This is a genomic window from Streptomyces sp. NPDC001415 (assembly GCF_053597395.1).
Window position 1 is genome coordinate 268,684 of the sequence record NZ_JBSFIE010000002.1, and the last position, 12,844, is coordinate 281,527.

At 71.5% G+C, this 12,844-nt stretch carries 9 protein-coding genes; 3 read left to right on the plus strand and 6 right to left on the minus strand.

Features of this window, described 5'->3' with window-relative positions:
- The first annotated feature begins 3 nt into the window (after positions 1–3).
- Positions 4–672, plus strand: a complete 669-nt coding sequence (locus ACWC2B_RS03390; protein WP_450714738.1) for an NAD(P)-dependent oxidoreductase — start codon at positions 4–6, stop codon at positions 670–672.
- 526 nt (positions 673–1,198) lie between these two features.
- Positions 1,199–3,025 carry a glycoside hydrolase family 3 protein gene (locus ACWC2B_RS03395; protein WP_450714739.1) on the plus strand — a complete coding sequence of 609 codons (1,827 nt, stop codon included), beginning with the start codon at positions 1,199–1,201 and terminating at the stop codon, positions 3,023–3,025.
- An 80-nt stretch (positions 3,026–3,105) separates the two neighbouring features.
- On the opposite strand, the gene ACWC2B_RS03400 is transcribed toward ACWC2B_RS03395, so the two are convergent.
- Positions 3,106–3,441, minus strand: a complete 336-nt coding sequence (locus ACWC2B_RS03400) for a hypothetical protein (RefSeq protein ID WP_450714740.1) — start codon at positions 3,439–3,441, stop codon at positions 3,106–3,108.
- On the opposite strand from ACWC2B_RS03400, the gene ACWC2B_RS03405 reads away from it, so the two are divergent.
- Positions 3,431–3,889, plus strand: a complete 459-nt coding sequence (locus ACWC2B_RS03405) for a hypothetical protein (protein ID WP_450714741.1) — start codon at positions 3,431–3,433, stop codon at positions 3,887–3,889. The two genes, ACWC2B_RS03400 and ACWC2B_RS03405, sit on opposite strands and share 11 nt — an antisense overlap.
- Before the next feature lie 325 nt (positions 3,890–4,214).
- Here the strand turns inward: ACWC2B_RS03405 and ACWC2B_RS03410 are convergent, their stop codons facing one another.
- The 5 genes from ACWC2B_RS03410 to speB form a co-directional block, all read right to left on the minus strand.
- A complete protein-coding gene (locus tag ACWC2B_RS03410) occupies positions 4,215–5,621 on the minus strand; it encodes a S28 family serine protease (protein WP_450714742.1) in 1,407 nt (468 codons plus the stop codon).
- Positions 5,622–5,839: 218 nt separating this feature from the next.
- The gene (locus ACWC2B_RS03415) at positions 5,840–6,229 is read right to left on the minus strand and encodes a hypothetical protein (RefSeq protein ID WP_450714743.1); all 390 of its coding nucleotides are present in this window, start codon (positions 6,227–6,229) and stop codon (positions 5,840–5,842) included.
- A gap of 92 nt (positions 6,230–6,321) precedes the next feature.
- A complete protein-coding gene (locus ACWC2B_RS03420) occupies positions 6,322–10,071 on the minus strand; it encodes an ABC transporter ATP-binding protein (RefSeq protein ID WP_450714744.1) in 3,750 nt (1,249 codons plus the stop codon).
- A gap of 107 nt (positions 10,072–10,178) precedes the next feature.
- Positions 10,179–11,849, minus strand: coding sequence for a thiamine pyrophosphate-binding protein (locus ACWC2B_RS03425; protein ID WP_450714745.1), 1,671 nt, complete (start codon positions 11,847–11,849; stop codon positions 10,179–10,181).
- Positions 11,849–12,817, minus strand: coding sequence for an agmatinase (speB, locus tag ACWC2B_RS03430; RefSeq protein ID WP_053724308.1), 969 nt, complete (start codon positions 12,815–12,817; stop codon positions 11,849–11,851). The genes ACWC2B_RS03425 and speB overlap by 1 nt, the downstream gene beginning before the upstream one ends.
- Between the last annotated feature and the right edge of the window lie 27 nt (positions 12,818–12,844).

Here is a 12,844-nt window from a genome sequence, read left to right on the forward strand (position 1 = left end):
CGGATGAAACTCACCATCTTCGCGGCGAGCGGCGGAATCGGCCGCCTCGCCCTCCTCCAGGCGGTCGCCGCAGGTCACGACGTGACCGCGGCGGTCCGCGACCCCGCCAAGGTGGCCTCCGACGTCGTCCGTACGGTGGCCGTCGACCTGGCCCGGCCCGATCCGGACGCGCTGCGCCGGGCGCTGGCCGGGGCGGACGCGGTGCTGTCCGGGCTCGGCGCGACCACCAAGGCGGACTTCGGGGTCGCCGAGCGCGGCACCGGGGCGATGTGCGAGGCGATGCGCGCCACGGGGGTGCGCCGCATCGTCGTGATCAGTGCCGCGCCGATCGGCACCGTACCGTCCCCGGGGTGTCCGAACCCGCCCCGGCACGATCCGGGGGACGCGTTCGTGCAGCGGAGCATCGCGTACCCGATCGTGAAGGCTCTCCTGAAGAAGCGGTACGCGGATCTCGCGCGGATGGAGGACGTGCTGCGCACGAGCTCGCTCGACTGGACCGCGCTGCGGCCGCCCCGCCTCAACGACAAGGAGCTGACCGGGCGTTACCGCACCGAGGTCGGGCGCAATGTGCGCGGCGGCGGGATCATCTCGCGGGCCGATGTCGCGCACTGCATGCTGGAGATCCTGGACGACCCGGCTACGTACGGGCAGACGGTCGGCCTTTCGGACTGACCAGACGGTCGGCCCTTCGGATTGACCACCGCCCGCCACCCGTCGCTACTGGATCAACTCCCTTACCAATTCGGCTGATTGAGCGATCCGGGGGAACCCATTCGGGCCCGCCCCCGTCCAACGTACGTACTGCCGGTGAGTCTCCGCAGAGCGGTGTCGGCCTTCGCTGCTGGCCGCGAGCGTCGACTCCCCTCTCCAACCGCCTGCGGCCGGCAGCACGCCGCCACCGGTGCGCCCCCCTCCGACTGCACCGGTGGCGGCACCACCCCACCCATCACTGAGCCACGCGATACGGCTTGACCACGTCATAGGGCTTTCCTGAGCCACGCCGCACCGCGGTTTCGTGCGCATAGCCTTGACTGGCAATTACTTTCCGGATAACGGTTCGCCTTGGAAGTTTCTTCCAATTCGGAGTTTCTTCCGCCTCGGAGTCCCTTCCACCTCGGAGTCCTTTCCGCCTCGGAAGTCTCCTCCGTTTCGGAAGTCTCCTCCGCTTCCCTGGGCAGCACCGCTGGAAGGAGCGCACGTGCAGCACCGCACCTCAAGACGCAGCCTCCTCACCACCACCGCAGCCGTGGCCGCCATAACCGTCCTCGGCTCCCAGTCCCCCGCCCACGCCTCGAACGACGTCCCGGAGGCCGCCGGCACCGACCGCCGGCTTCGCGCGATCATCGCCCGCATGTCGGTCGAGGAGAAGATCGGCCAGCTCTTCGTCATGCGGGTGTACGGACACTCCGCGACCGCCCCCGATCAGGCGGACATCGACGCCAACCTGCGCGAACTCGGGGTGCGCGACGCCTCCGAGCTGATCGCGAAGTACCACGTCGGCGGCATCATCTACTTCAGCTGGGCGCACAACACGCGTGACCCGCACCAGATCGCCGCCCTCTCCAACGGCATCCAGGCCGCCGGTCTCGCCCAGCGCGTCCCGCTGCCGCTGCTCATCGCGACCGACCAGGAACACGGCGCGGTGTGCCGGGTCGGGAAGCCGGCCACGCTCTTCCCGGGCGCGATGGCGATGGGCGCGGGCGGTTCCACCGGGGACGCCCGCGTGCTGGGCCGGATCTCAGGCGCGGAACTCGCGGCGATCGGCATCCGGCAGGACTACTCCCCCGACGCCGACGTGAACATCAACCCGGCCAACCCGGTGATCGGCGTACGGTCCTTCGGCGCGGACCCCGCGGCCGTGGCTCGTATGGTCGCGGCGGAGGTGCGCGGATACCAGGAGTCCTCGGTCGCGGCTACCGCCAAGCATTTCCCGGGGCACGGCGACACCAGCGTCGACAGCCACACCGGGATCCCGGTGATCACGCACACCCGGGAGCAGTGGGAGCGGCTGGACGCGCCGCCCTTCAGGGCAGCGGTCGCCGCCGGGATCGACGCGATCATGACGGCTCACATCCAGTTCCCGGCCCTGGACCCGAGCAACGACCCGGCCACCCTGTCGCGCCCGATCCTGACCGGCATCCTGCGCGAACAGCTCGGCTTCGACGGGGTCGTCATCACGGACTCGCTCGGCATGCAGGGCGTACGCGACAAGTACGGGGACGACCGGGTGCCGGTGCTCGCCCTGAAGGCGGGCGTGGACCAGCTCCTCGACCCACCCAAGCTGGACGTGGCGTTCAACGGCGTGCGAGCGGCGGTGGCGAGCGGCGAACTGCCCGAGTCCCGCCTGGACGAATCGCTCCTGCGCATCCTGCGGCTGAAGGACCGGCGGGGTCTGTTCGCCCGCCCATACGTCACCGCGCGGGGCGTGGACCGGACCGTCGGCACCCGGGCGCATCTGGCCGCCGCCGACGAGATCGCCGAGCGCACCACGACCCTGCTCGCCAACCCGCACGGCCTGCTCCCCCTCTCCCGCCACCGGCACGCCCGCCTCCTGATCACGGGCGCGAACCCGGACTCACCATCGGGTACGACGGGCCCGCCGATCCGGGTCCTGGCCCACGCCCTGACCGAACTGGGCTTCCACACAACGGAGTTGCCCACGGGCACGCTGCCCTCGGCGGCGCAGATCGAGGCGGCCGTGAAGGCGGCGGCCGGGCAGGACGCGGTGATCGTGGGCACGTACAACGCGGGGGCGGGAGGCGCGCAGAGCAGGCTGATGGCCGCGCTGGGAACGACGGGCGTACCTGTCGTCCACCTCGCCCTGCGCAACCCTTACGACATCGCGAACGCGACCGGGTACGCGGCCTCGCTGGCGACGTACTGCTGGACGGACGTCGAACTCCGGGCGGCAGCAAGGGTGTTGACGGGTCGGGCCCGTCCACGCGGCCGCCTCCCGGTCGCGGTCCCCCGGGCCGACGACCCTACGCAAGATCTCTACCCGATCGGCTACGGCCTGTCGTACTAGCCATACGCCGCAGACCCGGCGCACCACCCCCAAGTGACGCAAAGCCCCCCGGACACCTGGCGTGCACCCGCTCCGGCGGGTCACGCTTGGGTCGTATCCGGGGGGTTCTGGGGGGTTCTGGTGGGCCGTATGCGTACGCACCGTTTGGCGCGGTTGCCACGATTGATGTGGTTGGCATGGCCGGTGTGGCTGGTGTGCTTGTTGCTGCTCACGGCGTCGGGCTGCCGGGACGCGGCGGGGGGCGGTTCGGCGACGGAGGGGAAGCTGTCGACGGGCTCGGCGTCGCCTTCGTCATCGGCTCCTGCGTCAGCGTCCTCATTGCCCTCGCCTTCTTCGTCATCGTCTTCGTCGAGCCCGGCTGCGACGTTCCTCGGCACCGGCGGGTGCGCCTCGCGCGAGGGGGCGGTGGGCGACACCAAGGACTTCCACGAGGTGCCCTGCACGAGCGAGCGAGCGGTGGCGAAGGTACTGGCCCGCCGGTCCGGACCGGTCGCGAAGGGCGCGGCGGTGGACTGCCCCCTGTACACGGACTTCGTCCTGTACGTGGCCGAGAGCGTGCCGTCGGCGGCCGCGAGCGGGGACGGAAGCGTGTCGCGGGGCTACGCCTGCATGCGCAACCTGGAGGCGCCGCATCCGGGCGACCCCGGGATGGGGGGTGGCCCGTACACGGTGGTGGGGGACTGCGTGTACGCGGCGGGCGCGGACCAGGTGAAGGAAACGGCGTGCGACGGCTCGGGGGTGCGGGCGCCGCAGTACCGGGTGGTGTCGGCGGTCGCGGGGCGGGCGGAGTGCCCCTCTTCGACGCGGCTGTACGTCCAACTGACGGGCAGGCAGGGGGTGGTGGGCTGCGCGAGGCGGCTGTGACTTTCCCCCCACCTTGCCCCTTCCCGCTGCGACACCCTACGGCTCCACCGCGTGGCTTCCGGGGGTGAAGGACCCTGGGCCGACGGGCCAAAGATGCCCGCCCGGGTCCGCACCGTCCTGCTAGGGGCGCGGGGAACTGCGCGACCAGCCACCCACGGACCGCAGCCGAGCCACTGACCGTAGCCGCCCCCACTCACCCCCGGAGCCACGCGGCGGAGCCGCAGAGTGTTGCAGCCGGGAAGGGGTGGGTGGGGGCTCAACGGGGTCTGGGGCGGAGCCCCCGGGGCGCTGGCCCGGGGGCTCCGGGTGCCCCCGGGCGACCCCGTTACGGGTGCAGCATCGGCTCCCGCGCCGGCGCCCCCGCGTCCAGCTTCGCGTCGAACGACGCCTGCGGCTTGGGCGCCGCGGGGTTCAGGCCCGCCCAGCGCAGGATCGACGCCGTCGCCTTCGCCTTCGCGTCGGGCGCCAGCAGGGCCACCTTCGAGCCGTGGTTGCCGCCCGCCACCGTGTAGACGTAGGAGTCACGTGCCCCCGCGCCGAGCGAGAACCGCTCCGCGCCCCACGGGTCGTTCTGGCCGTACACGTACAGCATGTGGTCCGCGTGGTGCTTGACCCAGGTGTCGACGTCCCGCATCGCCCACGGCTGGAACCGCATCGAGATGTCCCGCGGCACGAAGTTCCGCGGCGGCTGGTAGCCGTAGCGACTCAGGTTGCCCAGCCAGGGCTGCTTGATGGTGGGCGAGCCCAGCTGCGTACCGGCCTGGTAGTAGTACGCCGTGTACGGGGACAGGCCCTGGTCGGTGTAGAAGGAGAACCCGGAGATGGTGTCGACCGAGTCCCAGATCGCCTGGTCGGTGGCGTGCGCCGCGTCCGCCGGGATGGTCGGGCAGTCGGCCAGCAGGTGGTACTGCCAGAAGCCCCAGACGTAGTCGAGCACGACCGCCTCGTACGCCTTGTCCAGCGTGCCCACCGTCTTGAAGGTGTAGCCGTTCGCGGTCGCGTACTCCTGGTACTTCTTCTCCAGGGACCCGCGCCGCACCAACGCCTCGCGCTGCACGCCCTCCAGCTTGTCGCGGCACTCCTTGGTGCCGACGGTCTGGAAGAACCGGTCGTAGGCCGAGTCCTCGTTGTTCACCACGTCGTTGGGGGCGACGTAGGAGACGACGCCGTCCATGTCGCCCGGGTAGAAGCGCTTGTAGTACGTGGCCGTCATGCCGCCCTTCGAGGCGCCTGTGGTCAGCCAGTTCTTCGTGTAGATCGGCTTCAGGGCCTGGAATATGGCGTGCTGGTCGCTGGCCGCCTGCCAGATGTCGTCCTTGGACCAGTCGGCGGGCGTGGGCCGCGACGGCGCGAAGAACCGGTACTCGACGGAGACCTGGTTGCCGTCGACGATCTGCGTCGGCTCGGTGCGGCTGGGGTTCGTGGAGACCTCGTAGCCGCTGGTGTACATGACCGTCGGGCGGTCAACGTCCTTGTGCAGCAGGGTGATTCGCTGCTGGAAGGTGGCCCGGCTGTACGGATTGGCATGGTCGACGGGCTGGGTGAAGTTCAGTACGAAGTAGCGGTAGCCGCTGTACGGCTTCTCTTCTAGGAGACTCATCCCGGGTATCGCCAGGATGCGGTCCTTGATGTCCGGCTCGGCGGCGGTGGCCGCCCCCGCCGCGGCTCCCGTCGCGGTCATCGTGCCTATCAGCACGACGAGCGACAGCAGCCATCTGAGCGCCTTGCGCATTCACACTCCCCTGTGGGGCCCCTGTGGGCACGGAACGTGGCCCCGCGAACCTAGCGGGGGCAACACCCGCCCCGCCAGACCCGGTTCAGCCCCACAGTTGACCTTCGTAAGGAGTACGTATCGGGGCCGCCGGCTCAGAACCTGCGGCTCGCCCCTGCCTCGCGGGGCCGTCGGCTCCGCACCCGCGGCTCAACCCGTCTCAGCAAACCCAACCTGCCTCAGCAGACCCACCCCGTGTCCGCCGAGCTCCCCGCTATCGACCCGGTCGCCCGCACGCACCGGCCGCCGGAGTGCACGGTGACCGGGCCCGCCCGCTTCGTATAGGCGCCCGAGTCGCCGGCCGGGGCGCTTCCCCGGGCCTGGATCGTCACCGACATCTGGCGCCGGGCGCCCGGGTCGTCCGCGACGGCCACCGCGCACGCGTACCCGTTGCCCTTGTACAGCCGCAGCTCACCCGTGCTGAACCCCACGGTCTTCACCGGCCGCCCCGCGCACGCGGCCGCCGCGTCCGCGCTGCCGCTGACCGGCCCGAACACGACGAGCCCGCCGACCGCCGCGAGCACCGCGAGACCCGTCCCCAGGAGCCCCCCAAGCCCCCTGCCGCTCACCCCACCGAACACTTTTGCACCCTTCCGCCACTTGCGCGTATGTGGGGATGGACGCACCCGGCCGCCCGATGGTTCTCCCCCGGGGGCGGTTCTCAGATGGCGGCGACCGTCTCCCCCTCGTCCTCGGCCTCCGCCTCGCCGATGAACATGCGCCACAGACGCGCGTACTGGCCGTCCAGGGCGAGGAGTTGATCGTGCGTGCCGTCCTCGGCGACCCGGCCGTGGTCCATCACTATCACCCGGTCCGCGCGGGCCGCCGTCGTCAGGCGGTGTGCGACGACCAGCGTCGTACGGCGGCCGGTGAGGCGTTCGGTGGCCTGGTTGACCTGGGCCTCGGTGGCCAGGTCCAGGGCGGCGGTCGCCTCGTCGAGCAGCAGGATGTCCGGGTCCACCAGCTCGGCGCGGGCCAGCGCGATCAGCTGGCGCTGGCCCGCGGAGAGGTTGCGGCCGCGCTCGGCGACCTCGTGGAGGTAGCCGCCGTCGAGCGTGGCGATCATGTCGTGGGCGCCGACCGCGCGGGCCGCCGCCTCCACCTGGGCGTCGGTGGCCTCGGGACGCCCGTACGCGATGGCGTCCCGGACCGTGCCCTCGAAGAGGTACGCCTCCTGCGGGACGACCCCGAGCCGGTGCCGGTAGGCGGTGATGTCCAGGTCGCGCAGGTCGGTGCCGTCGGCGGTGACCCGCCCGCCCGTCGGGTCGTAGAAGCGCGCGACCAGCTTGACGAGGGTGGACTTCCCTGCGCCCGTCTCGCCGACGAACGCGACGGTCTGGCCTGCGGGTATGCGCAGGTCGACGCCGCTGAGCGCCTCTTCCTCGTCTTCCCCGTCGGCGGACCCGTACGCGAAGTCGACGTTCTCGAAGGCGATCTCGCCGCGCAGCGACAGGACGTCGAGCGGCTCGGCGGCCTGCTCGGTGGAGGTCTTCTCCTGGAGCAGTTCCTGGATGCGCCCGAGGGAGACGGTCGCCTGCTGGTACCCGTCGAAGACCTGCGAGAGCTGCTGTACGGGGGCGAAGAACAGGTCGATGTACAGCAGGTAGGCGACCAGGGCGCCCGTGGTGAGGGTGCCGTTGTCGACCCGGCCCGCGCCGACGATCAGCACGGCCGCGGCGGCCACCGACGACAGGAGCTGCACGAACGGGAAGTACACCGAGATCAGCCACTGGCCGCGTACCCGCGCCTGGCGGTAGTGGGCGCTGCGGTCCGCGAACCGTTCGGCTCCGTCGTGCTCGCGCCGGAAGGCCTGCACGATGCGCAGCCCCGACACCGACTCCTGGAGGTCGGCGTTGACGACGCTGACCCGCTCGCGGGCGAGTTCGTAGGCCTGCACGCTCTTCTTGCGGAAGAAGTACGTGCCGACGACGAGCAGCGGAAGCGTCGCGAAGACGACGAGGGCGAGCTCGATGTCGATGACGAGCAGCGCCACCATGATGCCGAAGAAGGTGACGACGGAGACGAACGCGGTGACCAGGCCCGTCTGGAGGAACGTGGACAGGGCGTCCACGTCCGTCGTCATCCGGGTCATGATCCGGCCGGTCAACTCCCGCTCGTAGTAGTCGAGTCCGAGCCGCTGGAGCTGGGCGAAGATCTTCAGGCGCAGGGTGTAGAGGACGCGTTCGCCGGTGCGGCCGGTCATCCGGGTCTCGCCGGTCTGGGCGAGCCACTGGATGGCGACGGTCAGCAGCGCGAGCCCGGAGGCGGCCCAGACCGCGCCGAGGGCGAGCTGGGTGACGCCCTGGTCGATGCCGTGCCGGATGAGGACCGGCAGGAGCAGCGACATGCCCGCGTCGATCGCGACGAGGAGGAGGCTGACGAGGAGGGGAAGGCCGAAGCCGCGCAGGAGCCGGCGCAGGCCGTAGGAGTCCTCGGCCTGGACGGCCTTCGCCTCGTCGATGCCGGGGGTGTCGGTCGCGGGCGGCAGCGCCTCGACCTGGGCGAGCAGCTCGGGCGTGGCGGGCATCCCGCCGGGGGCGGCGGACTCGGCCTTCTCCTCCCTCACCCACAGCGGCGGGGTGATGCCGCGCTCGGCGTCGAACTCGGCGTCCAGCTCGTCCCGTACGGAGTGGTCCTCCACGGGTTCGGCCACCGGCGGGATGCGGCCCGGGGAGACTCCGCCCAGCTCGTCGGGGTCGGTGAGCAGGCGGCGGTAGAGGGCGCTGTCGCGCTGGAGTTCCTCGTGGGTGCCGATCGCGGCGAGGCGTCCGCCGTCCAGTACGGCGATGCGGTCGGCGAGGCCGAGGGTGGAGCGGCGGTGCGCGATGAGCAGGGTGGTGCGGCCCGCCATGACCGACTTCAGCGCCTCGTGGATCTCGTGCTCGACGCGGGCGTCGACGGCCGAGGTCGCGTCGTCCAGGACGAGCAGGCGGGGGTCGGTGAGGATGGCGCGGGCGAGCGCGATGCGCTGGCGCTGGCCGCCGGAGAGGGTCAGGCCGTGCTCGCCGACGGTGGTGTCGTAGCCCTTGGGCAGCTCGGCGATGAACCGGTCGGCCTGGGCGGCGCGCGCGGCCTTCTCGATCTCGTCCTGGGTGGCGTCCGGCTTTCCGTACGCGATGTTGGCGCGGACGGTGTCGGAGAACAGGAAGGAGTCCTCCGGTACGAGTCCGATGGCGGCGCGCAGCGAGGCGAGGGTCAGCTCGCGCACGTCGTGGCCGCCCACGAGTACGGCGCCGTGCGAGACGTCGTAGAAGCGGGGCAGGAGCAGCGAGACGGTGGACTTGCCGGAGCCGGAGGAGCCGACCACGGCGACGGTCTCGCCGGGCCGGATGTCGAGGGAGAAGCCCTTCAGGACGGGCCGCTCGTCGTCGTAGCCGAAGCTCACGTCGTCGAATTCGACGGTGGCGGGGGCGTCGGGCGACAGCTCCTTCTTGCCGTCCTCGATGGAGGGCTCGGTGTCGATGAGCTCCAGGACCCGCTCGACGCCGGCCCGGGCCTGCTGGCCCACGGTGAGCACCATGGCGAGCATGCGGACGGGCCCGACGAGCTGGGCGAGGTAGGTGGAGAAGGCGACGAACGTGCCGAGGGTGATCTCACCGCGCGTGGCGAGCCAGCCGCCGAGCGCCAGCATGGCGACCTGGCCGAGCGCGGGGACGGCCTGGAGGGCCGGGGTGTAGCGGGAGTTCAGCTTGATCGTGCGAAGCCGGCCGGCGAAGAGGCGCCGTCCGACCTCCCTCAGCTTGCCGGTCTCCTGGTCCTCCTGGCCGAAGCCCTTGACGACCCGGACCCCGGACACGGCGCCGTCGACGACCCCGGCGACGGCGGCGGCCTGGCCCTGGGCGTACCAGGTCGCGGGGAACAGGCGGGTGCGGCTGCGCTTGGCTATGAACCAGAGGGCGGGCGCGACGGCGAGGGCGACGAGGGTGAGCAGCGGCGAGAGCCACGCCATGATCACGACGGAGATGATGAAGAGCAGGATGTTGCCGATGGTCATCGGCAGCATGAAGAGCAGGCCCTGGATCAGCTGGAGGTCGCTGGTGGCACGCCCGACGACCTGCCCGGTGGACAGCTCGTCCTGGCGCCGCCCGTCGAGCCGGGTGATGGTGCCGTACATCTCGGTACGGAGGTCGTGCTGGACGTCGAGGGCGAGGCGCCCTCCGTAGTACCGCCGGATGTAGGTGAGCCCGTACACCACGACGGCGGCGGCTATGAGGAGCCCGGTCCAGACCGCGAGGGAGCGTGTGTGGTGGCCGATGACGTCGTCGATGATCACCTTGGTGATCAGCGGGACGAGCGCCATCACGGCCATGCCGCCGAGCGACGAGCCGAGTGCCAGCACGACATCGCGCCGGTACCGCCAGGCGTACCCGGTCAGCCTGCGCGCCCACCCCTGTTGCGCACCCTCCGTCACGTGATTCCTCCCGTTGGTACCTGTCCTGCCGCAAGCCCCAACACGGGGGCCTGCGGATTTCATCCCGCCGCAACAAATACGGGACGTGAGGACTAGGACCCCGGGTTCTACAGGTGGGTCGGCGCGAACATCTTCAGGAGGGCGGGCAGGACGACCACCGAGGGGCCGGGGGCGGTCAGCGCCTTGGAGAGGTCGGCGGCCAGGGTGTCCGGGCTCGTGCGGACCGCCGGGACGCCGAAGGACTCGGCGAGGGCGACGAAGTCCGGTCGGGCCAGTTCGGTGCCCGTGGCTTCGCCGAACGCGTCCGTCATGTACTCGCGCAGGATGCCGTAGCCGCCGTCGTCCACGATCAGCCACGTGACCGGCAGGTCGTACTGCTTGGCGGTGGCGAGCTCGGCGATCGAGTACATGGCGCCGCCGTCGCCGGAGACCGCGAGGACCGGGCGGCTCGGGTCGGCGACGGCCGCGCCGAGCGCCGCCGGGAAGCCGTATCCGAGGCCCCCGGCGCCCTGTGCCGAGTGCATCGCGCCGGGCCAGGCGGACCAGGCCCAGTACGCGAGGATCGTCATGTCCCAGAAGCTGGGCGCCCCGGCGGGCAGCGCCTCGCGGACGGCGGCCAGGATGCGCTGCTCCTCGCCGAGGTCCTGCGCGTCGATACGGGCCCGGACCTTGTCCAGAACGGTCCGTACCCGCTCGGCCGCCTTCGCGTCGGTACGCTCCGGGACCGTTTCGAGCAGGGCCTGGAGGGCGATGCGGGCGTCCGCGTGGATGCCGAGCGCGGGGTGGTTGGACTCCAGTTTGCCGAGGTCGGCCTCGATCTGGACGATCCGGCCGCGCGGCCGGAACGTGTGGTAGTTCGACGACAGCTCGCCGAGCCCGGAGCCGACCACGAGCAGGACGTCGGCGTCCTCCAGGAAGTCCGTGGTGTGCCGGTCCTCCAGCCAGGACTGGAGCGACAGCGGGTGCTCCCAGGGGAAGGCGCCCTTGCCGCCGAAGGTCGTCACGACCGGGGCGTCCAGCCTCTCGGCGAGCGCGAGGAGCTTGCCCGAGGCGTCGGCGCGTACGACCCCGCCGCCCGCGATGATCGCCGGGCGGGCCGCACCTGCCAGCAACTCGGCTGCTACGGCGGTGAGTTCGGGGCGCGGGACGATGTCCTCGGGAAAGGCGTCCATGGGCGTGACGACGGGCAGCGCCGTCTCGGCGAGGAGGACGTCCTGCGGGATCTCCACCCACACCGGCCCGTGCGGCGCGGTCAGCGCCGACTCCCAGGCGGCAGCGATCGCCGACGGGATCTGCGACTGGCTGCGCACCGCATGGACGGACTTCACGACGTCACGGAACGACGCCTTCTGGTCGCGCAGCTCGTGCAGATGGCCGTGCCGGCCGCCGCCAACTCCCGCCGTGGGGACCTGACTTGAGATCGCGATCACCGGAGACGAGGCGGCCGCCGCCTCCTGGAGGGCGGCGAGCGAGGTCAGCGCGCCGGGGCCGGTCGAGAGCAGCAGCGGGGCCGCCTCGCCGGTGATCCGGCCGTACGCGTCGGCCGCGAACCCGGCGTTGTTCTCGACCCGCAGCCCGATGTAGCGCACAGAGGACCGGCGCAGCGCGTCGAACATGCCGAGCGCGTGCTGGCCGGGCAGCCCGAACACGGTGGTCGCGCCGAGCCCGGCCAGCGTCTCCACGACCAGGTCACCGCCGATGCGGCCGGGCGGAGGGTTCAGCGCGGCCGCGGTCTGCGCCTCGGTGGGGCGCAGGACGATGTCGTGGTCGTGGGTCATCAGGCGGTCCGGGAGGCCGCGATCTGGCGGGACATGATCGTGGTCAGCTCGTAGGCGGTGTGCGAGGCGGCCACGCTGGTGATCTCGGCGTGGTCGTAGGCCGGGGCGACCTCGACGACGTCGGCGGAGACCAGGTTGCAGGAGGCCAGGCCGCGCAGGATCTCCAGGAGCTCGCGCGAGGTCATGCCGCCGGCCTCGGGGGTGCCGGTGCCGGGCGCGTGGGCCGGGTCGAGGCAGTCGATGTCGATCGAGATGTAGAGCGGGCGGTCGCCGATGCGCTGGCGGAGCTGGTCGGCGACCTCGTCGGCGCCGCGCCGGTAGACGTCGGCGGAGGTGACGATGCCGAAGCCCATCTTCTCGTCGTCGGTCAGGTCCTGCTTGCCGTAGAGCGGCCCGCGGGTACCGACGTGCGAGAGCGCCTCGGTGTCCAGAATGCCCTCCTCGACGGCCCGGCGGAACGGGGTGCCGTGGGTGTACTCGGCACCGAAGTAGGTGTCCCAGGTGTCGAGGTGCGCGTCGAAGTGGAGCAGCGCGACCGGGCCGTGCTTCTTGGCGACGGAGCGGAGCAGCGGCAGCGCGATGGTGTGGTCGCCGCCGAGCGTCATCATGCGTGCGCCGGTGCCGAGCAGATCGTCAGCGGCCGCCTCGATCGTCTCGACAGCCTCGTTGATGTTGAAGGGGTTGGCCGCGATGTCACCGGCGTCGGCGACCTGGGCGAGCGCGAAGGGCGAGGCGTCCTGGGCCGGGTTGTACGGGCGAAGCAGGCGCGATGCCTCGCGGATGGCGTTGCCGCCGAAACGGGCGCCGGGCCGGTAGGAGACTCCGCTGTCGAAGGGCACGCCGACGACGGCGACATCGGCGGTGCCGACCTCGTCGAGGCGGGGCAGCCGCGCGAAGGTCGCGGGCCCGGCGTACCGCGGGATGCGGGACGAGTCGATCGGACCGCGCGGCGTTTCGTTGCTGCTCATGTGAACTGCCCTTCGTTCTCGGCGTGT

Coding starts and splice junctions, on each gene's coding strand:
- speB (WP_053724308.1), bottom strand. CDS start 12,817: ATGAGCAGCAACGAAACGCCGCGCGGTCCGATCGACTCGTCCCGCATC.
- ACWC2B_RS03410 (WP_450714742.1), bottom strand. CDS start 5,621: ATGCGCAAGGCGCTCAGATGGCTGCTGTCGCTCGTCGTGCTGATAGGC.
- ACWC2B_RS03390 (WP_450714738.1), top strand. CDS start 4: ATGAAACTCACCATCTTCGCGGCGAGCGGCGGAATCGGCCGCCTCGCC.
- ACWC2B_RS03425 (WP_450714745.1), bottom strand. CDS start 11,849: ATGACCCACGACCACGACATCGTCCTGCGCCCCACCGAGGCGCAGACC.